Here is a 20468-nt window from a genome sequence, read left to right on the forward strand (position 1 = left end):
TACATAGCCCTTCGGGCTTTTCTTTTGCGCATTTATGCGAACATACGATCCCATTAGTGATTTATTAGTGATTTTAAACGAGGTGAATAAGTTGGAGAACATGAAATCATATTATCAAATGACTGTGCTTGAGAAATGGACGGAGGATCTATACAAGCGATTAAATCTTCATCAGCCTTCGCAAATTTCAATATCGTATATTGCAGAGCGGCTTAATATCTGGGTTCATTATTTGGATGTGAGAAGCAAGAGCATTGAAGCGTCTGCAGGAATGTACAGCCTGTTTATCGACAACCGCCTTCCAGCCAATCTTCAACGGCTAGAGTTTCTTCATGAACTGTGTCATCTACTTCGCCATGGCAGCGATAATCAGACCTTGATGCCAGAGCATTTCACGCGAGCACAGGAGGACGAATCAGAGCGTTTTATCTTGTATGCGGCGATGCCTTACTCCATGATCTCCCGCATGACATTGCCTGAGCAACGGGAAGATGCCATCTCCTATCTTGCAGCAGAATTCCAAGTACCTGCCGAGCTGGCCTTACAGCGGATTGATCAAATCCAAAGACGTGTGTTCCAAGGGCAATTATTGGCCGTGATGGGAAGAAACGAAGAACGACTGACACATATTCGCAACGGATCACGGAGATAATAAGCTTAGTTGCAATAGTTCTCTGCATATTCATTTATGGTGGAATTTCTCGTGAGGGGGAACGACATGGAAGCCATTAAAGTAATTGAATTATTACTGACTCATCCGGATTATAATGTAGATGCAGTACACCCCGAAATCCCGGATTTTGTGGGCATTGAGACGATTGAGGTGGATCACGAAACGGGGACCTTCTCCATTTTATTGCAAGAACCCAAAGAAGACTAAAAGAGAATCATTATTCTTCATAAGTTAAAAGGCAGCAAATATAGTATGTCCCGGCAATTCTTCGTTCGCCTACGCCTGGATTACTATCGGTATTTGCTGCCTTTTTGTATTACACAACCCCAAATTAAAAACCATAAGATTTTCATCCCCGGCAGCCTCGGACTTGCCTGGTTTTCCAGCACCTTAATTCGCTGCTCCAGCTCCAGTATTTTCTCTTCTTCCTGCGTCATATTCTTACCTCCTTTCTTATTTGTACATTTACAAGATATCTATGAATGACATAATAGTCCCTGTATATTATCTTATACTATATACAAATTATCTATATGGAGGGAATTAATGAAGAAAAATACAAAATTAATCTTCATCGTTCTAATCCTTTTAATCTGTGGAATAACATCCTTAGCCCTCCACTCCTTCCGAAATCATATGAACAGAGAAGTCATTCATTATCTAATAGAGACGAGAAATTATAAGAAGGAAGATTTTTATAAAGTATACACCCAGATTGCCAAAGCTCCCCTCGTAAGTACCACGGTGATTTTTGCAGACGAACCCTACGCAAGATACTTTTATCGAAAAGAAAATGGAAGGATCTATCAATACAGCAGGGCTCCTGTTAAAGGTAATGATCCTAGCTATACATATAAACATATCGAAGAGGATCTCCAGTGAAGGAGTCACTCTATTAAAAAGACGCGTTTGTCCAGCAGTCAGCACTTGGTGCTTGGGCAAATGCGTTTTTTTTGATCTCCTCTGTTCTAAATAAGTAACCATCGTTTGCGTAGACAATATTGGCGTGCTGCTTAGCAGCTATCGGACACAGTTGATCTTATGCGTAGCATAACCCTCCATTTCGAAGTGTAACGGACCCCATCGCCTTTATTGGCATGAGCAACACCTTACAAGGCCCACTTTTTAAGGAATAGCGTCACTGGGGTCCGCGAACCTGCTCAAAAGTCTATTTATATGCAAATAACGACTTCTGAGTCCATAACCCTCTGGCGATAATTTATGAATAGGCATCATCTACTCTCAAACACAAAGAAATTTTCTCAGGAACAAAATGTGACCTAATGCCGTCCTAAATGGTGTTATAGGTAAAGGGGGGCACAGTATCATGCAGCGATCCATGACCCGGCCGGGAAATCATGTGATGAAGAGTTACGAAATCTACGCAGATATGCTTTTCCGGATCGCTTTGGTCCATCTAGGCAGCCGGCAAGATGCCGAAGAAGCCACTCAGGATACCTTCATCAAGCTAATAGAAAAAGCGCCAAAGTTCAAAGATGCCGAACATCAGAAGGCATGGCTGATCCGGGTAATCACCAATCATTGTAAAACACTACTGGGCAGAGGCTGGCGCAAGCGCGAGGTTAAGCTGGAGAGCGCTGAGCCAATTGCGGCAGACAGCCCCGAGGATTGGGCTCTGCTGCAGTTAGTTATGGCGATGCCCATGAAGTATAAAACCGTAATCCATCTTTATTATTACGAGGACTACCCCATCCAGGAGATCAGCAAGATTCTGCAGATTAGTCAGTCTGCCGTGAAAATGAGACTTCAGCGGGGACGGCAACGGTTAAAACTGGAGCTGGAAGGAGCGGAACCACAGTGAAGGAAGATCAGTTTCGAACATCATATAAGAAAGCGGTGGATTCGATGAAGCCAGGTGAAGAAATGAAAAAAGAATTGTTCGACAAAATGGAGCAGCGGCAGGAGCGGAAACGTCCGCGCAAGACGGTTTATATCGCGGCAAGTGTCGTGCTCGCCGCAGGAATCGGTCTGGCTGGGCCTAGTATATGGCAGCAGTTGAACAGTCAGAGCTCCCCGGGGCAGGTTGCCCAGGTAACTCCGGGTGTAAGCAATGCTGGCAATTCGGGCACAGCTACATCGGGCAGCATTGTCATTCCCAAGCTGAAACTGCCAGATAAGGAATTTGGCGTGAAGGCAGATATGATCGCCTTGGTCGTGTATAAAAATAATATTTACACACAGTCAGCGACTCGCATCGACGCTGCCGATGCTGCCGCTCTGCGCGGTGACAAGTTAGGACGCACTACAGGCGGCATCAACGAATGGAGCGGTAACGACGAATATATTGAGTTAGCCTCGAACATCGGCGAAACGGATCTCTATTCCGTGAAGGGCTATGATTCCAGCTTCCTGATTATGTCCTATTCGAAAATCAACGGCGAGGTATTCGCTGAACTGTATGAGCACACGAACGGCATCACCATAAACAGCGGCGCCGACCTATTCGGCAAGCTGAATCTTGAAGGCCGAGTTACTTCAGCTCAGTGGGAAAGCTTCAACAGCTGGAACAACGGCCTCCAGCAGCAGGCGCCAATCGCCAATGGCGAGGCGCTTGATGGCTTCCTGACAGCACTCCAAGCGGCTAAACCGCTGACAGCAGAGCCGCTGATCGAGCAAGGCATCTACGACAGCGAAGACCGCAAGATCATCTATCTGCAGCTGGAAGACAACGCCCGAGTAGAGCTGACGCTGTTCGGTCAAGGACTTGTACGCTACGGTCAGGCACCGGTAATCTTCGAGGTCGAATCCGGGGCATTCCAGCAGCTGTGGGACAGCATGAAACTTTAGGGATGTTGGTGGATACCCAGGGCCTGCGGTTGGGACTGCGGTTGGGATTGGGACTGTGATCGGGACTGCGAAATGCGACTAGGAGTGTGATTGGGATTGGGATTGCGATCGGGACTGCGACTAGGGCTGTGGTTGGGATCGCGATTGCGATCGGGGCTGCAACTGCGGTTGGGACTGCGGTTGAGATCGCGATTGCGATTGAGATTGCGATTGGGCCAGCGGTCGGAAGCAATTGGGTACATCGTTTCGGTCGCCTTGCTCTCCATTGGAGGAATTTAGCTGACTGCTAACAAAAACGGCGCTGCTTCCAAACCATTTCATGGTTTGGAGCAGTGCCGTTTTGTGCTTTACTGTATGGTTTATGAGCTCGCATACTAGATATGCTGGTTGCAGAGGTGAAACTACTGATTGTTCCTTTATAGGCTACTTCTCATTGTAATTTCTGCAACTACATCTGCGAGGAGCATGGCACTAACGAGCTAACGAACTAACCTCCTTCACCTCGAGCTATCGGACCTAGATGCCGCTATTTGCTGATTTTCAGCCTTTGGAGCATGGTTTCGGACTCCATGGACGCTAATGCCTAGAAAGAGACTCAAATGCGGTACTTTTTATGCCAATAGCGACTATGGGGTCCGTTAGAATTGCAAATGTGGAGAAAAACCTCTTTAAGGGTCAGCTGGGTCCGATGGGAGCCTCATACCAAAAATGCTCCCTAATCAAACGAAGTTTGGTGTTTAGTATAAGTAAGTTTGCAGCAAGAAAGAGTGCCCCAACATGATATGCTCCCCATATAGTAGACAGGTGAAATAATAAAAACCTGTCGCTGTATGGGGAGCATTTTTATGGAACAAAAGAAGTATACAGCACTGGAAAAGTTAACGATTCTCCAAGAAATTGAACGGGGCGACATTGGTTTGAAAGCTGCGGCCCGGAAGTATGGAATATCCAAAAACTCTATAGTGAAGTGGCGGCAACGTTATCAATTGTATGGATACGAAGGGCTGGAAGTCCGAAGCTACAATCGTACGTATTCTGCAGAACTTAAACTCTATGCCGTTAAGGATTATCTCGAGGGAGGATTGTCGCAAAACCAAATCATCTGCAAGTATAAGATTGCAAGTGCAACCCAACTCGCCAACTGGATTAGGAAGTATAATGGTCATAGCAACAGCTTAACAGCTCATTCAGGAGGAACTAAAGCTATGACCAAAGGACGCGTAACCACTTGGCAGGAACGGATAAATATCGTGCTGTACTGCCTTTCGAACGGAGAAGACTATGCGAAGGCGGCAAGCCATTTTCACGTGTCTTACCAACAAGTATATAGCTGGGTAAAGAAGTACGAAGCAGGTGGTGAAGAGGCATTACGAGACGGTAGAGGACGCACCAAAGCGCCTGAAGAACTTACGGAAGCAGATCGCCACAAACTCGCGATGCAAAAGCTGGAATACGAGAATGCACGCCTGCGTGCGGAGAATGCTTTTCTAAAAAAGTTAGAGGAACTCGAAAAGAGGAGGCGTTAAGAACCATTCGCCAGGTGAATATCTACCTGGCCATTCAGGCTGTTCAGCAGGAACAGTCTTGCTCCATTCGGCTTTTGTGTGACATCGCAGGGATTTCACGGTCAAGTTATTACAAATGGTTGAATCGCAAACCCAGTTTTCGAGAGGCTGACAACGAGAAACTGACAGAGGCCATGCTCCTCTTGTATGAGAAGGTGGAACGAACCTTTGGGTATCGCCAATTGACCCTGCATTTGCGCAGACAAATGGATAAATCTATTAACGCAAAGCGAGTGTACCGGCTGATGAGATGCCAAGGTATCCAGTCAGTCATCCGCAGAAAGAGAAAGAAGTATGTAGGCTCCACGCCTCAGCAGGTTGCAGAGAATGTGCTGAACCGTAATTTTGAGGCTGAAGCTCCAAACCAAAAATGGGTAACGGATGTAACGGAATTCAAATACGGCAACGGCAAGAAGGCGTATTTAAGTGCAATAAAAGATCTGTATGACAAGTCCATTGTTGCTTACGTTCTGGGTCATTCCAATAATAATTCGCTAGTTTTTAACACACTGGAATTAGCTTTGCAGGCAGCACCGGAGAGCCGAACCTTACTCCATAGCGACCGTGGTTTCCAGTATACCTCTCTGCATTTTAAGAAGATGCTGGACGATGCAGAACTGAAGCAAAGCATGTCCCGAGTAGGCTGCTGCATTGACAATTCGCCGATGGAATCCTTCTGGGGAACATTGAAATGTGAGAAGTACTACTTACATACCTACCAGACCTTTGAAGAACTCCAAACAGATATTGATACCTACATTCACTTTTATAATAACGAACGGTTACAGGCAAAACTAAACGGCCTCAGTCCCATTGAATTTAGGACTAAGGCCGCTTAAACTACTTTTATTTTTTGTGCTGTCTACTTGACGGGGTGCAGTTCAACAGCTATTTTATCGGATACTGGATAACTCTTTCTTTTTTTCTGTCCATAACAAATCTTTCATACTCCAGAGTCCTTATGTTACTAATCCTCAGTCAAATACAATTCAAATTTCCTCACTATTAAACTATTTCACATGGTAAAATAAACCTGATTTAAATAAAAGGAGAGTACATAATATGGGATTTTTCAAAGGAGTATTACAGGGTCTTCTTACAATAATAGAAGATAGAGAATATCAGAAACTTTCGGAATCAAATACTATAAAAATCGATAATAAATTAACTTATACTCCAACAGTAAACAGACAATTCGCCATCATTGAAATTAAAGGTAATAATTATCTGCATAAAGATAGCATATTGAGCATGAAATTGAGTTCAGGATTTTTATCCATTGGAAACGTTATGATAAGTCGTTCATTAGTGTCAGGAAATCTTGATATGCTTAATTTATCGCAAGATGACTTTAACAATGGCGTTAACCTATATGGAATGATTTCCGATGAACGACAGAATGTAACAGAGATAGTATGTTGCTTGAAAAATGATATTTCCTTAATTCAAGGGTACGTTCAAGAAGCACTCGCTATTAAAAAGATTGAAGCTGAAAGAAAATTCATAATTCAACAAAATGAACAACTTAGGAAAGAAGAGGAAGAAAAACGAAAAAAATCACAAAAAGAATACTTCCAAACGCATATCAAAGAAAAACAAATTATGAAATATGGAATACGTCACACTAAATGCTGGAGATGTCATGCTCCTTTAGGCACTGAGACACACCCTATTCATTATTCTTGTGGTTGGCTCCAGTGTGACTGCGGTGCATGTAAATGCAATTATCACAGATAGTAAAAGAGTATTTTCGTTTTCATCGGTTACTTCTCCTTAGTGGGTACTTGTAAACTCAACCGCGGTGACCGGGGGCTAGAGTTATTGCTGGATTAATTCTTTAGGAAGCAATTCGCCCCAAAGGCAAATCAAAAGTACGCAGTATTTAGAGCATGCTTCTACATTGTGCGTTCAGTCATTCGCGAGCATCTCCTGTTGAGCATTATAATCCGACTACTACGACATAAAAAAGGAACGCCCACCATGGACGCTCCTTTTTTTCTTATTCGTCTACAAAATTCTAGCTAGTTACGCATTTACACTTTCCGTTTTTCGATCCTGTCTTGCGTGTAATGTTTTCATCGCAAATCTTGCTATCGGCTGCGCAACCAACAGTTCAATCCAAAATGCTATACCAAAGTTTCTTGGCCAGATGTGAAGGAAATTTTTAAGTGGATCCAGGCTTATTTGTTTCGTCCCAACCCATGTGCCGATAATTGATAGTAAGATAGATAACACCGTGACATTCAATAAAGTATTCAACAGAATCCTTGCATTAAATCCATCTGTTTGTCCCATGAATTTCGGCATCACTTTCCCAACAATCGGTCCTGCAACTAATCTTACAGATAAAACTACGATCATCCACATAAACGGAATAACCTTTAGTGTATCTATATACACTTCCTTACTGAAGCCACGTTCCAACCCCACAATAATAGGGGCAATAGTGTTTACTGAAATGATTGAAATAATGAGTAAAAATAGTATACCTTCTTTTCCGTTTCTGGGCAGTCTTTTGTCTCCATGCATGTTTGTCATCTCCGTGAATAATATTTCAGATGGCAGACGTATCATGAGACATATATTTTTGGCCCAACAAAAAAGACCAATATCTCTACACACTGATTTAATAATTATAACATTTATTCAAAATGAATGTCAGAACTTCTACTAAAATTTATTAAATCCCCCTACTAACAAAGAACAGCTACCTGCATGCGCCTTAACAAGAGCGGCAGTGGCAGAGAAGTAAACTGCCGTACTCTACAAACGACACTAGAAATATTCTAGATTGGCTACAATGATAACCAGTGGTACTTTGCAAGGTTTTTCAGAATATTATTGATGGTATTAAGGAACGCTATACGCAAATCGGGGCTAAAAAAAAAGAATACGAGGACTCATACAAGGAAATTGACTTAGTATGTTGCTACTCTGGTCGGAACTATATAAAGCTAAAGGTAGCTGCTGAACGACTGGGTATGACTCCAGCGATGTTCAACGAATAATACTCACACCTACTCCCAATCATGCAAGAAGAGGCCGTTGATAAAATTGAAGCAGAACTGAATAAATACGCTGAAAAACAGCTCGAAACTGCAGAAAAATAATTCCCGTTAGCAAATCCGTTAGCAAACTCAAAATTCTGTTCTTTATCCATTCTACTTTCTTATATTGCTAAGCTTATAGACAGCAAAAAACCCTTACAAAGTAAGGGTTTTTGATAAGTGGGCCCTGAGGGACTCGAACCCCCGACCAATCGGTTATGAGCCGACCGCTCTAACCAACTGAGCTAAGGGCCCGGATCTAAAAATATCCGAATGTACAATTGCTGTTGTAATAAAATTGGTTGCGGGGGCAGGATTTGAACCTGCGACCTTCGGGTTATGAGCCCGACGAGCTACCGGGCTGCTCCACCCCGCGTCAGAAATAATATTCAAACAGCGACAATAAATAATATACAGTACAAAATGGGTCTACGTCAAGGATGAATTTGTAAAAGTTCTCAAGGCAAAAATCTAACCCCATATCTTCCTTTGCGGGATCGATAAATTTCCACAAAACTTGGGTCATGGTAGCCATAAATCCAGCCATCTTGCTCCAACCTTTTTGCTAAACAACCTGCTTGAAATCTCGTTCTGAACAGTTTCGCGAAGTATATCCAATTCATGATGCCCTCTTCTCCTTTTTGCAAATTAATCTCACGCTGCTCTGAACTTATCATGCCCAAGTTCCACAAAATAAGCCACCGGAAATCCGGTGGCCGCTACATATTCCAAAACTTAATCCCCTATAGAGTCGAAATAATATGTGGGATCTTTTTCGAGCGTACCCAGCATGGTATTCCCTTGCTTCTCCCAAGCTTTGAGGGCACTCTCCACCGTTCTTTTGCCCTGATAAACTTCTGTGAATAGTTGGCGCCCAACATCGTTAATACGGCTAATTCCAGGCTTCTGTGTTTGTAGGACGTTCACCAAAGGATCATTGGCTGGTAATGGTTTGAGCGTATAGAAGGATTCCAGATTTACTGAAGGTACCTTCGTGGTAATGTAATCCTTACGGGAAGTTAGTTCCCCGCGGGTATGAGCTTTAATTTTGGCTACCTCATTACTGTTGACGAACTTGATCAAATCCCAAGCATCTTCCTTATTAGCAGCCATAGTGTTGATAGCCATCATATTACCTACCCAAGTACCTACAGCCACTCCTGGTTTCTCCTTAAAAGTAGGTACGGTAACGAAACCCCAATCGACGGGACTGTAATTTTTAATTTTTGCTGCATTGCGGCTCACACCTGCAAGCTCATTAAGATAATCGTATTCTCCAATTACCATTGCAGCTTTTCCGGTAAGGAATAGATCCCCTTGGACAGGACTATAGGTGCTCCGTTCTGTTTCTATAAAATCCATACCGTTTAACCCAGGTGTAATTTGCTTTTTCACCAATTGGCTGTAGGTCGTCCAAGCTTGACTCCACTGTGTTTGGTTTACCTCCATCTTATGTCCCTTGTTGTCATACATAGCAAGCTCAAGCGGTGAGACATAGGTCTGCATATCCCAGAAAGGATCGCTCATATAACGGTTCATCGAAAATCCATATATACGCTTATCTTTATTTGTCGATTTCTTGGTCACCTTTTCGGCCAGCGCGAACACTTCATCCCAAGTCATTCCGTCCGTCGGATAACCTACACCAGCAGCATCAAAAATACCTTTGTTAAAATATAACGCACTCGACATAAAGGTCGGCGCTAACGCGTAAAGACTTCCTCCACCCAGCTCACGTACTCCATTTAACATTGTAGGTGCCATATTGCTTAAATCATATTGATCTCGTGCGATAAGCGGCTCCAGCGATTGCACCAGATTATGCTTCACCAAACTCTTCACCAATGTACTATCACCGACGATTACATCAACTGGCTGTGCACCGCCCATAATTGCTCGGATATTCTCCAGATTATCTGGGTTAACCTCTGGATAGGTGCTGTCAAAACGAAGCTCATTCATATTGATGGCTGGAATAATCTCAAGTTTGATTTCAGGATGCTGCAATTCATACATATCTGTAAACTGCTGACGAAAAGAAGAATCGTCCTCTCCAGACCAGAGGCTGCCAATACGTAGTACACGCTGTTCTGTAGATGGCTTAGAAGCCTCCGCCCAAGCTGTGTGCCTGCTTTCAGAAATTAAAGGCAATAGCAGTGCAGCACATACTCCAAAGCTTAACCAGCGCCGCCATAGCCTTCTATTATTATTTATATGATTCATTCTTGAACCCTCCCATAAAATACTCAATCCATCCACCTTATGAATAATTACCCATAATTCTAGTAACAGTATATAGCTTTATTCAGGAGGGGAAGTTACAGGCTGTTTAAAGTTATGCTACGATTTCTTCATATTATTTCTATAAAAAACATTCCGGGAGTTTTCTGAGGATCCTGATATGCCTTTCTACGGTAAGATAATTGCACTTTGTGCAACTATTACAGCTGTGTGTGTTGCGCTTCTCCTTTTAATTGCACTATGTGCAGTTAAAAAACGTTATTAGGAGCTTTCGGCGGATTTCTGGCGGATATAATTGCACAAAGTGCAACTATATCCGCCAGATCCTCTAAGGAAGGTTAGTTTAAGTGCACGAACTGCAACTATTCTGCGTGTGTGACGACATTGCGATGGCATCACCGGGGCAGAATATAGTATTCCAGAGTGTCAGAGTGTCAGAGCGTTCAGAGTGTAGAGCGATAACGCATAGCTGCAGAGTTTCAGAATCCCGAGTGTCAGAGCGCAATATACCAGAGCGACAGTGCGCAGGTCAGCCAAATGTCAAAATGTGAATGTGAATGCAAACACCAAAACCCTACTCTCCACTCACTCTACTTTTCCTTTTACCAATACAGCATTTGCCTTCCCTACTAACTAACCTGCTGCCTTTCCTATGACCGGCACAAATCGCCCCTTCTACGCAGGATAATTGCACTTTGTACAACTATTAAAGCCGAATGTATTATGCTTCTTCCTTTTAATTGCACTATGTGCAGTTAAAAAACGTTATTAGGTGCTTTCGGCGGATTTTTGGCGGATATAATTGCACAAAGTGCAACTATATCGCCAGATCCTCTAAGGAATGTTAGTTTAAATGCACGAACTGCAACTATTCGGCGTTTGTGACGACAGCGCAATGGAATCACCGGGGCAAAGTATAGTATTCCAGAGTGTCAGAGCACCTTTTCCTTTTAATTGCACTCGGTGCAGTTAAAAAGAAAAGCCTCCCACCAAAATGTGAGAGGCCCGTCCAATCTATACTTAAATATTTAGTTTAAACGCCAAATGCGGAAGGATCTTTTCTCCAAGATTTCAGCAGTTCCACATCTGTAGCTGCGATCTCGCCTTGTGTAAGAGCCACATCAATCAATGTGCTGTAGTTGGACAAGCTTTGTAATGGCATTTCAGCGGCAGCAAAAGCATCGACCGCACGATCCAGCTCGTAGCTGAAGATTGCCAATACAGCCAACGCTTCTGCGCCTGCTTCTTGCACAGCTTGAGCTGCTTTGATGGAGCTTCCACCAGTGGAGATCAAGTCCTCGATAACGACTACCTTTTGCCCCGGCTTAATTAGGCCTTCGATCTGATTCTGCTTGCCGTGACCTTTAGCTTTATCGCGGATATAAGCCATTGGCAGATTGAGTTTATCAGCTACCCAAGCTGCGTGAGGAATGCCTGCGGTTGCTGTACCTGCGATCACCTCTGCATCTGGATACTGGCTTTTAATAAGCTCAGCGAAGGCATCAGCAATATAGTTACGTACCTCTGGGTAAGCCATAGTCAGACGGTTATCGCAATAGATCGGGGATTTAATACCAGAGGTCCAGGTAAAAGGCTCCTGCGGTCGCAGTGCCACCGCTCCTATCGTAAGCAGATAACTTGCTACTTGTTCACTTCTATTTAATGTACTCATGCTAGGGTCATCTCCTCAATAATATTTAGTGCTGCTTGACGTGGATCAGCTGCAGTTGTAACAGGACGTCCCACCACCAGGAAGTGGCTGCCTTGCTGAATGGCTTTGCCCGGCGTCATCACCCGGGACTGGTCACCTAGGGATGCACCTGCTGGGCGGATACCAGGTGTAACTGTGCAGAATGCGGGTCCACAAGCCTCTGCGATCGCTGAGGACTCTTGTGGTGAAGCCACTACCCCATCCAGACCTGCAGCGGCTGCCAGCTTAGCGTATCTGACTACAGTATCTGCTACGTCTCCTGCGATTCCAATTTCGTTATTCATCACTTCTTGGCTCGTGCTGGTTAGCTGTGTAACTGCGATAATCAAAGGCATTTTAAGCGTAGCATTCCCATTAACTACTGAAGCAGCGCCTTCACGGGCTGCAGCCATCATTGCCGAGCCTCCAGCGGCATGTACGTTAAACATATCTACACCGAGGTTCGTAAGGCTTTCTGCCCCGCCTTTTACCGTGTTAGGAATATCATGCATTTTGACATCTGCAAATACAGAATACCCCCGAGATTTCAGTTCATTAATGAATTCCGGTCCTGCTGCATAGAAGAGCTGCATTCCCACTTTCATATAACAAGGAATCCCTTCCAGCTTGTCAATCAAGGTTCTTGCCCCAGCAACATCAGGGTAATCCAAGGCGATCATCAAGCGATTCGCCATTTCATTCCACTTTGCATCTCCCTGTCCCATAACCGTTCTCCCATCCAGTGCAGACTTAAATCCACACTCTTCATTTATTAGCCCCTAGGCATAGCGGAACGGTCTGCGTAAACGCAAACCGCCCTATGCATCTTTATGAGATTAGTTTAATTGTCCGACAAAAGCAGGCATGGACTGTGACGAGAAGTTGATCGTCTGCAGCATTCTGAGCAGTGCCGTTACTGTATCGAGTGATGTCATACATACGACGCCATTCTCAACCGCTTCACGACGGATACGGAATCCATCACGCTCTGGTGTTTTCCCTTTAGTCAGTGTATTAAAGACGAAGTTGGCTTGCCCACCACGAATCAAGTCGAGAATGTTCGGTGCACCTTCATCCAGCTTGTTCACGTTCATTACGTTGAGACCTGCTTCTTCAAGCGCTTGAGCGGTGCCTCCGGTAGCAATGATCTTGTAACCCAGCGAGTGGAAGCCTTTCATAAGCTCCACAGCTTCTGCTTTATCTTTATCTGCCACTGTAACGATGATAGCGCCAGTTGCTGGAATTTTCATTCCTGCTCCGATTAGACCTTTATACAAAGCTTTTGCATATAATTTATCGCGGCCCATAACCTCACCCGTCGATTTCATTTCAGGTCCGAGTGTTGGTTCTACTCTACGCAGCTTGGCAAAAGAGAACACCGGCACTTTAACCGATACATAATCACTTTCCGGCCATAGACCTTCTGTATAACCATCATCTTTCAGCTTGCCGCCGAGAATGATTTTGGTTGCCAGATGCGCCATTGGAATTCCAGTTACTTTACTCAAGAATGGAACCGTACGCGATGAACGCGGATTTACTTCAATTACGTACACTTCATTCTGATAGATGACGAACTGGATGTTGACCAGACCAATCGTTTTCAGTTCCTTAGCAATCTTGATTGTGATCTCAGCAATTTTTGCTTTCAGACCTTCATCCAGATATTGCGGAGGATATACAGCGATGGAGTCACCGGAGTGAACGCCTGCACGCTCAACATGCTCCATAATCCCTGGAATAACTACCGTCTCACCGTCACAAATTGCGTCTACCTCAACCTCTTTACCAAGCATGTAACGGTCAATCAATACCGGATGCTCCGGATTCACCTTAACTGCTTCTACCATGTAGCTAAGCAATTCCGCATCATTATATACAATTTCCATTGCGCGTCCACCAAGTACATAGGAAGGACGTACCAGCACCGGATATCCAAGCGATTGTGCAGTTTCTACTGCTTGATCTACGTTGATAACCGTCTTACCTTTTGGTTGGGCAATATCCAGACGAGCCAGCAAAGCTTCGAATTTCTTCCGGTCTTCAGCTTCGTCAATACTGTCTAGGCTAGTTCCGAGAATCTTAACGCCAGCCGCACTTAATGGTGCAGCAAGGTTAATGGCTGTTTGGCCTCCGAATTGTACGATAACCCCAATCGGATTCTCTTGCGCAATTACGTTCATTACATCTTCAAAGAACAAGGGTTCAAAATACAACCGGTCCGAAGTATTAAAGTCGGTAGATACAGTCTCAGGGTTATTATTGATAATAACCGCTTCATAACCTGCCTTCTGAATCGCCCATACTGCATGCACAGTGGAGTAATCGAACTCAATCCCTTGACCGATCCGGATTGGACCCGATCCAAGCACGATAACCTTTTGTTTATCGGAATGGATGACTTCATTTTCAGTCTCATAAGTAGAGTAGTAGTAAGGTGTAGAAGCTTCGAACTCAGCCGCACAGGTATCTACCATTTTGAATACAGGCGTTAATCCTCGCTCTAAACGAAGCGCGCGTACATCAGCTTCATTGATGAATTTAACGTTCGCTTGTCCTTCTGCACGAATCTCAGCAATCGCACGGTCTGTAAAACCTCTGCGTTTAGCTTGATACAGGGTTTCTGCTGATAAGCTTTCATCCCCACGGATAACCTCTTCAAAGTTGATCAATCCCTCGATCTTGGACAGGAACCACCAGTCCACGTTAGTGATATCTTGGATCTCTTGCAAGCCAAATCCGCGGCGGAAGGCTTCCGCGATCAAGAACAACCGCTCATCATCAGGTTTTGCCAGACGTTCACGCAGGACGCTTTCTTCCAAATCTTCAGCGCCCGGCAGGCGGAAACGGTGTACACCGATTTCCAGGGAACGAATTGCTTTATGAATGGACTCTTCGAAGGTACGACCGATGGCCATAACTTCTCCAGTTGCTTTCATTTGTGTGCCCAGCTTACGGTTCGCATGAATGAACTTGTCGAACGGCCAGCGTGGGATTTTGCTTACGATATAGTCAAGTGTAGGCTCGAAGCAAGCATAGGTCTGTCCAGTAACTGGATTGACGATTTCATCAAGTGTGTAACCAAGCGCGATTTTGGCAGCCATTTTGGCAATCGGATAACCGGTTGCTTTCGAAGCCAAAGCCGAAGAGCGGCTGACACGTGGATTTACTTCGATTACATAATATTGATAGCTTTGCGGATCCAGTGCGAACTGCACGTTGCAGCCACCCTCGATATTCAGCGCACGAATGATTTTGAGTGAAGCGCTGCGCAGCATTTGATATTCACGATCGGATAACGTTTGGCTAGGTGCCACAACGATACTGTCACCTGTATGCACACCTACCGGGTCGAAGTTCTCCATGTTGCAGACAACGATACAGTTGTCGTTCGCATCACGCATAACCTCGTATTCAACTTCCTTCATACCGGCAATACTTTTCTCCACCAAACATTGTCCGATCGGGCTATAACGAATACCTGCTTTGACAGTCTCAAGCAGCTCTTCTTCGTTGTCGCAGATCCCGCCGCCGGTGCCGCCAAGCGTATAAGCCGGGCGTACAATTAGAGGGAAACCAATTTCCTCAGCGAATTTCATCGCTTCATCTACTGTGGTAATAATAGTGCTCTCTGGTACAGGCTGTTCCAGTTCGCGCATCAGATCACGGAACAAATCGCGATCCTCTGCTTTTTCGATGGACTCAAGCTGGGTACCTAGAAGCTTAACATTCTCTTGCTCTAGTACTCCTGCACGAGCCAATTCTACAGCCATATTAAGACCTGTCTGTCCTCCCAAAGTTGGCAACAAGCCATCTGGGCGCTCCTGACGGATGATGCCAGTTACGAATTCAAGGGTAATCGGCTCGATATAAACTTTATCAGCCATATTGGTGTCAGTCATGATAGTCGCTGGGTTACTGTTGATCAGCACAACTTCGACGCCTTCTTCTTTCAGGGCCTGACAGGCCTGCGTTCCGGCATAGTCAAATTCTGCGGCTTGCCCGATAACAATCGGTCCAGAACCGATTACTAATATTTTTTTAAGCTTTTCATTCTTAGGCATGTTATAGAGCTCCTTTCACGGCTTCAAGCTGTTTTACTGTAGGTTTTGGCGCCGTGATTCTGGCGTTTGCCGCAAGCTGCGCCTGGCGCGAGCTTACAGGTGTGTTAGCTTTATGATCAGCGATCATCTGTAAGAAACGATCGAATAAGTAGCTGCTGTCATGAGGTCCCGGTGCTGCTTCTGGATGGTACTGTACTGAAAACGCAGGATAACGGGTATGTTTAAGTCCTTCAACGGTCTTATCATTATTATTAATGTGAGTAACCTCTAGATCCGTGCTCTTCACAGAGTCTTCATTCACTGTGTAGCCATGGTTCTGAGAAGTAATGAAGCAACGTCCGCTCTCCAATTCTTTAACCGGATGGTTACCGCCACGGTGTCCGAATTTCAGCTTCTCTGTATCCGCGCCACAAGCCAGTGCAAACAGCTGGTGACCTAAGCAGATACCGAAGATTGGGTATTCACCAAGCAATTCTGAGATCGTCTTCACTGCGTGTGGAACGTCTTTCGGGTCCCCAGGGCCGTTGGACAGCTGGATACCATCTGGATTGAGGCGACGAATCTCATCAGCAGTTACGTCATGAGGTACAACTACAACATCACAACCGCGATTGTTCAACTCGCGTAAGATACCAGCCTTCGCTCCGTAATCTACCAGCACGATGCGTTCTTTAGTTCCTGGGCTATTGTACATGCTTGGAGTAGATGTGCGTGCTACCTGATTGCGCAGTTCTTCAATTGAAGTGTCGCCCATCATTTCCATCAATTCCTCTACCCGTTTGTTAGAGGTAGTCAGGATCGCCTTCATTGTTCCGTAGTGGCGAATAATCCGCGTCAACATCCGGGTATCAATCTCGCTGATTCCAGGAATATCGTATTCTTTCAGCAGGTCGTCCACACTGTATTCTGCGCGCCAGTTACTTGGAACTTCTTCATGACGACGCACTACAAAACCGTGTACGAAAGGTCGAACAGATTCGAAATCATCCCGCGTAATCCCGTAGTTCCCGATCAATGGGTACGTCATGGTAACGATTTGTCCGCAATATGAAGGGTCAGACAGCACCTCTTGATATCCTGTAATTCCTGTGTTAAAAACAACCTCGCCTGTCTTTTCACCTTCAGCGCCAAATGCGGTACCTGTAAATAAAGTTCCGTCTTGAAGCAGCAATCTCGCCTGCATTCCCTTCCACTCCTTCATGTTCTGTAGTCTGATACGTATGCCTTGCATGCCTTCCGGAGTGTACGCGCTCAAATTGCTGATCTGTAAAGATCAGCAATTTCGCCTCACCAGTCCGCTAGTTTTTCTCAGTCCATACGGCTTTGCCGTCCACCCAAGTTTTTACTGGCCAACCCTTAAGCTTCCAGCCGCCAAAAGGTGTGTTGCGTCCTTTGCTTGCGAAGGAACCTGGGTCTACTTCTTTTTCCTGCTCCAGATCGATGAGTGTCAAATCTGCAGGAGCTCCGATCTCCATAACCCCGGTGTTCAATCTGAATACCCGTGCAGGATCGGCAGTCATTCTTTGTACTAGTAAGGATAAATCCCATTTTCCGGTTTCTACAAACGCCGTGTATAAGAGGGGGAAAGCTGTCTCGAATCCAACGATACCAAAAGGTGCCAGCTGCATTCCTTTCGCTTTCTCTTCCTCACTATGTGGCGCATGATCTGTAACAATCATATCTAGTGTGCCATCAAGCAACCCTTCGATACACGCTTCAACATCGCGGCGGGAGCGCAGCGGCGGGTTCATTTTCCAATTGGCATCCAGGTCTGGAATATCGTCTTCAGCAAGAAGCAAGTGATGCGGACATACCTCAGCAGTTACTTTAATGCCGATCTCTTTTGCTTGGCGAATCAGCCGCACCGACTGTTCAGTACTGACATGGCATACATGGTAATGAACGCCTGTCGCTTCTGCCAGCAAAATATCGCGTCCAACATGGATCGCCTCTGACTCATTCGGAATTCCTTTGAGGCCATGCTTCTTAGCAAACTCACCTTCAGCTACACAGCAGCCCTCAACCAGCGAGTTATCTTCGCAGTGAGCAATGACTGGCATATCGAGCGATGCTGCGATGTTCATTGCATCTTTCATCATTTGAGCACTTTGTACGCCCACACCGTCGTCTGTATAACCAATAGCTCCAGCTTCTTTGAGCGCCGCAAAATCCGTCAACTCACGTCCGAGCTCATTTTTCGTAATGGCTGCATAAGGAAGCACTTTAACTAGTCCTGCTTCACGCGCCTTGTCTTTCACAAATTGCACGATCTCCGGGCTATCTGTCACCGGACGAGTATTTGGCATACATGCAATGGTTGTAAATCCGCCTTTAGCAGCTGAGCGACTTCCGGTTTCCACTGTTTCCTTGTGTTCAAATCCCGGTTCACGCAAGTGCACATGCATATCAATGAGTCCCGGAATAAGCAGCTTACCTTCAGCATCAATGATCTCCGTGGCTTCTCCGATAGCTTCATTTCCGTCGATTATAGCCGAGATCACACCATCCTGTAGTTCGATGTGTTTGCGCTCAAGCAAGCCTTCCTTATTCAATACGCTGGCGTTTCTAATAATCACTGTCATGATTCTACCTTTACCCTCAGATCACAGCTGCGGGCCCTCTCGTTATTATATAATAAAAATTCATCTTTGTGTATATTTATTAGTCTCTATACGTTAGCATTCCGTAAGCTTATAGTAAAGCTCTTTCGAGAACCGCCATCCGGACCGGTACGCCATTAGACATTTGCGGGAAAATCCGCGATTGACTGCACTCTACTACTGCATCATCAATCTCTAGATTCCGGTTAACCGGAGCTGGATGCATAATGATTGTGTCTTTGGCGAGCTTAGCTGCCCGCTCTTCTGTTAGACCATAGTGGCTACGGTAATCTTCAGCAGACAGCTTAATGCCGGAAGTATGGCGCTCAAGCTGTACTCGAAGCATCATTACTACATCCGCTTTAAGAGCTTCTTCCATAGTTACGTAAGGCGCATACTCCATAAGCTCAGGAGCCTTCATATTATCCGGTGCGCAGAACTGCACCTTGGCTCCCATTTTCGTAAGCCCCCAGAGATTAGAACGCGCTACGCGGCTATGCATAATGTCCCCAATGATGGAGACTGTCAGGCCTTTTAGTTCCCCAAAGGTTTTGGTCATGGTGTATAAATCAAGCAGCGCCTGCGTAGGATGTTCATTGTTACCGTCGCCCGCATTGATAAGCGGTATGGACACCTTCTCAGCTAACTGCTGCAGCACACCTGCAGGCTTCAAACGCACAACTCCGGCATCGATCCCCATCGATTCCAGTGTGCGCACTGTATCGTAGATCGACTCCCCTTTTTCTACACTAGAAGCTGCAGCCGTAAAATTAAGTACTTGCGCACCTAGTCGTTTCTCTGCCATCTCGAAAGAGAAGCGTGTGCGTGTGCTGTTCTCAAAAAACATGTTAGAAATAAAATGGGAGTTCAAGATGGGCGTCAGCTTTTCACTTTGATTGTCCCAAAATGCTGTTCTGTCAAGCAGTTGGATAATTTCCGACCGGTCAAGCTCTTTGATTCCCAGCAGACTACGTTCCTTTACCTTGGTAAGTGTCATGATGTTATCGTTCCTCCCGGTTTGAAATAATGTAGACCTCATCTTTGCCGTCGTATTCCTTCAGCGCCACTTCAATCTGCTCGTGCTTTGAGGTAGGTACATTCTTACCGATGTAGTCCGGCCGGATCGGCAGCTCGCGGTGTCCGCGGTCAGCCAGTACTGCCAGTTGAATCATTCGTGGGCGTCCGCAATCCATCAAAGCGTCCATCGCCGCGCGGATGGTGCGTCCGGTGTAAAGTACATCATCGAACAAAATGACTTTCTGATCATGGATGCCAGCACTTCCTGAAGTAATAACAACGTTGCTCTTCACTACTGCTTCACTGCCTTCCACTTCACGGTCATCCCGGTAATGTGTGATATCCAGCTCACCGTATGGAATCTCGACGCCTTCAATCTCCTTGATGCGCTCAGCGATACGCTGTGCCAGATACACACCTCGTGTCCGAATGCCGACCAGCAGACAATTTTCGATACCTTTGTTCTTCTCCAAAATCTCATGAGCAATACGCGATAAGGCCCGGCGGATCGCCGTTTCATCCATAATGACATTTTTCTCAGTAACCATAATCTTGTCACCCTCCAGCTTGTTCGCCTATTCAAGTTCCCGGAAATCAAAAAACTCCTTGCCTATAACAGGCAAGGAGTGAAATCCGCAGATGAGGAAGATGACGGCCGCGCGCATAAAAAGACAGTTCCGTATTTACACACGGATACCTTTCTAAGAGTCGCGAACCTCGATTCACGTTACCTTGCCAGCCTCACAGGACTGAATTAAAGGCG

18 protein-coding genes and 2 tRNA genes are annotated in these 20468 nt (G+C 45.3%); 8 read left to right on the plus strand and 12 right to left on the minus strand.

All coding sequences use genetic code 11. From position 1 onward, the window contains the following. Positions 1-100 precede the first annotated feature (100 nt). Positions 101-652, plus strand: coding sequence for an ImmA/IrrE family metallo-endopeptidase (locus NYE72_RS23030; protein WP_036683410.1), 552 nt, complete (start codon positions 101-103; stop codon positions 650-652). A gap of 66 nt (positions 653-718) precedes the next feature. After that, a complete protein-coding gene (locus NYE72_RS23035; protein ID WP_155288176.1) occupies positions 719-880 on the plus strand; it encodes a hypothetical protein in 162 nt (53 codons plus the stop codon). An 83-nt stretch (positions 881-963) separates the two neighbouring features. Here NYE72_RS23035 and NYE72_RS23040 read toward each other — a convergent pair whose 3' ends face one another. Next, entirely contained in the window at positions 964-1110 is a 147-nt protein-coding gene (locus tag NYE72_RS23040) for a hypothetical protein (protein ID WP_155288177.1), read from the minus strand. Positions 1111-1219: 109 nt separating this feature from the next. On the opposite strand from NYE72_RS23040, the gene NYE72_RS23045 reads away from it, so the two are divergent. The 6 genes from NYE72_RS23045 (at position 1220) to NYE72_RS23070 (ending at position 6783) form a co-directional block, all read left to right on the plus strand. Continuing rightward, positions 1220-1555, plus strand: a complete 336-nt coding sequence (locus NYE72_RS23045; RefSeq protein ID WP_036683354.1) for a hypothetical protein — start codon at positions 1220-1222, stop codon at positions 1553-1555. Between the two features lie 445 nt (positions 1556-2000). Then, the gene (locus NYE72_RS23050) at positions 2001-2495 is read left to right on the plus strand and encodes a sigma-70 family RNA polymerase sigma factor (RefSeq protein WP_036683356.1); all 495 of its coding nucleotides are present in this window, start codon (positions 2001-2003) and stop codon (positions 2493-2495) included. Beyond that, complete coding sequence (locus NYE72_RS23055) at positions 2492-3481, plus strand: hypothetical protein (protein ID WP_036683358.1); 990 nt, start codon at positions 2492-2494, stop codon at positions 3479-3481. Before NYE72_RS23050 ends, NYE72_RS23055 begins: the two co-directional genes overlap by 4 nt. A gap of 86 nt (positions 3482-3567) precedes the next feature. Further along, entirely contained in the window at positions 3568-3771 is a 204-nt protein-coding gene (locus NYE72_RS23060; RefSeq protein WP_339210529.1) for a hypothetical protein, read from the plus strand. Between the two features lie 555 nt (positions 3772-4326). After that, a protein-coding gene (locus NYE72_RS23065) for an IS3 family transposase (RefSeq protein ID WP_094903917.1) occupies positions 4327-5885 on the plus strand; the annotation gives its coding sequence in 2 pieces (ribosomal slippage) (positions 4327-4960 and positions 4960-5885; 1560 coding nt in all). 223 nt (positions 5886-6108) lie between these two features. Further along, a complete protein-coding gene (locus NYE72_RS23070) occupies positions 6109-6783 on the plus strand; it encodes a hypothetical protein (protein WP_076317116.1) in 675 nt (224 codons plus the stop codon). 288 nt (positions 6784-7071) lie between these two features. Here NYE72_RS23070 and NYE72_RS23075 read toward each other — a convergent pair whose 3' ends face one another. From NYE72_RS23075 to pyrR, 11 genes are all read right to left on the minus strand, one after another. Further along, on the minus strand, positions 7072-7575 hold the full coding sequence (locus NYE72_RS23075) for a hypothetical protein (RefSeq protein ID WP_076098561.1): 504 nt from the start codon (positions 7573-7575) through the stop codon (positions 7072-7074). Positions 7576-8274: 699 nt separating this feature from the next. Beyond that, positions 8275-8348: transfer RNA gene (locus NYE72_RS23080), tRNA-Ile, on the minus strand. A gap of 44 nt (positions 8349-8392) precedes the next feature. Beyond that, positions 8393-8469, minus strand: a tRNA-Met gene (locus tag NYE72_RS23085). A gap of 359 nt (positions 8470-8828) precedes the next feature. Beyond that, positions 8829-10316: an extracellular solute-binding protein gene (locus tag NYE72_RS23090; RefSeq protein WP_339210531.1), complete on the minus strand. Its 1488-nt coding sequence runs from the start codon at positions 10314-10316 to the stop codon at positions 8829-8831. Positions 10317-11367: 1051 nt separating this feature from the next. After that, positions 11368-12006 carry an orotate phosphoribosyltransferase gene (gene pyrE / locus NYE72_RS23095; RefSeq protein ID WP_036683370.1) on the minus strand — a complete coding sequence of 213 codons (639 nt, stop codon included), beginning with the start codon at positions 12004-12006 and terminating at the stop codon, positions 11368-11370. Next, complete coding sequence (gene pyrF / locus NYE72_RS23100; RefSeq protein WP_036683371.1) at positions 12003-12749, minus strand: orotidine-5'-phosphate decarboxylase; 747 nt, start codon at positions 12747-12749, stop codon at positions 12003-12005. The genes pyrE and pyrF overlap by 4 nt, the downstream gene beginning before the upstream one ends. A gap of 111 nt (positions 12750-12860) precedes the next feature. After that, positions 12861-16088 (minus strand): carbamoyl-phosphate synthase large subunit, encoded by a 3228-nt coding sequence (carB, locus tag NYE72_RS23105; protein ID WP_339210533.1) that lies wholly within the window; start codon positions 16086-16088, stop codon positions 12861-12863. A 1-nt stretch (position 16089) separates the two neighbouring features. After that, positions 16090-17271 carry a glutamine-hydrolyzing carbamoyl-phosphate synthase small subunit gene (gene carA / locus NYE72_RS23110; protein ID WP_051491286.1) on the minus strand — a complete coding sequence of 394 codons (1182 nt, stop codon included), beginning with the start codon at positions 17269-17271 and terminating at the stop codon, positions 16090-16092. Positions 17272-17386: 115 nt separating this feature from the next. Beyond that, positions 17387-18670, minus strand: a complete 1284-nt coding sequence (locus tag NYE72_RS23115; RefSeq protein ID WP_339210535.1) for a dihydroorotase — start codon at positions 18668-18670, stop codon at positions 17387-17389. A gap of 109 nt (positions 18671-18779) precedes the next feature. Further along, complete coding sequence (locus NYE72_RS23120) at positions 18780-19685, minus strand: aspartate carbamoyltransferase catalytic subunit (protein ID WP_036683376.1); 906 nt, start codon at positions 19683-19685, stop codon at positions 18780-18782. 4 nt (positions 19686-19689) lie between these two features. Continuing rightward, complete coding sequence (gene pyrR / locus NYE72_RS23125) at positions 19690-20253, minus strand: bifunctional pyr operon transcriptional regulator/uracil phosphoribosyltransferase PyrR (protein ID WP_036683379.1); 564 nt, start codon at positions 20251-20253, stop codon at positions 19690-19692. Between the last annotated feature and the right edge of the window lie 215 nt (positions 20254-20468).

The sequence above is a fragment of the Paenibacillus sp. FSL L8-0333 genome (assembly GCF_037965665.1).
In the GTDB taxonomy this organism is placed as follows: Bacteria; Bacillota; Bacilli; order Paenibacillales; family Paenibacillaceae; genus Paenibacillus_AQ; species Paenibacillus_AQ odorifer.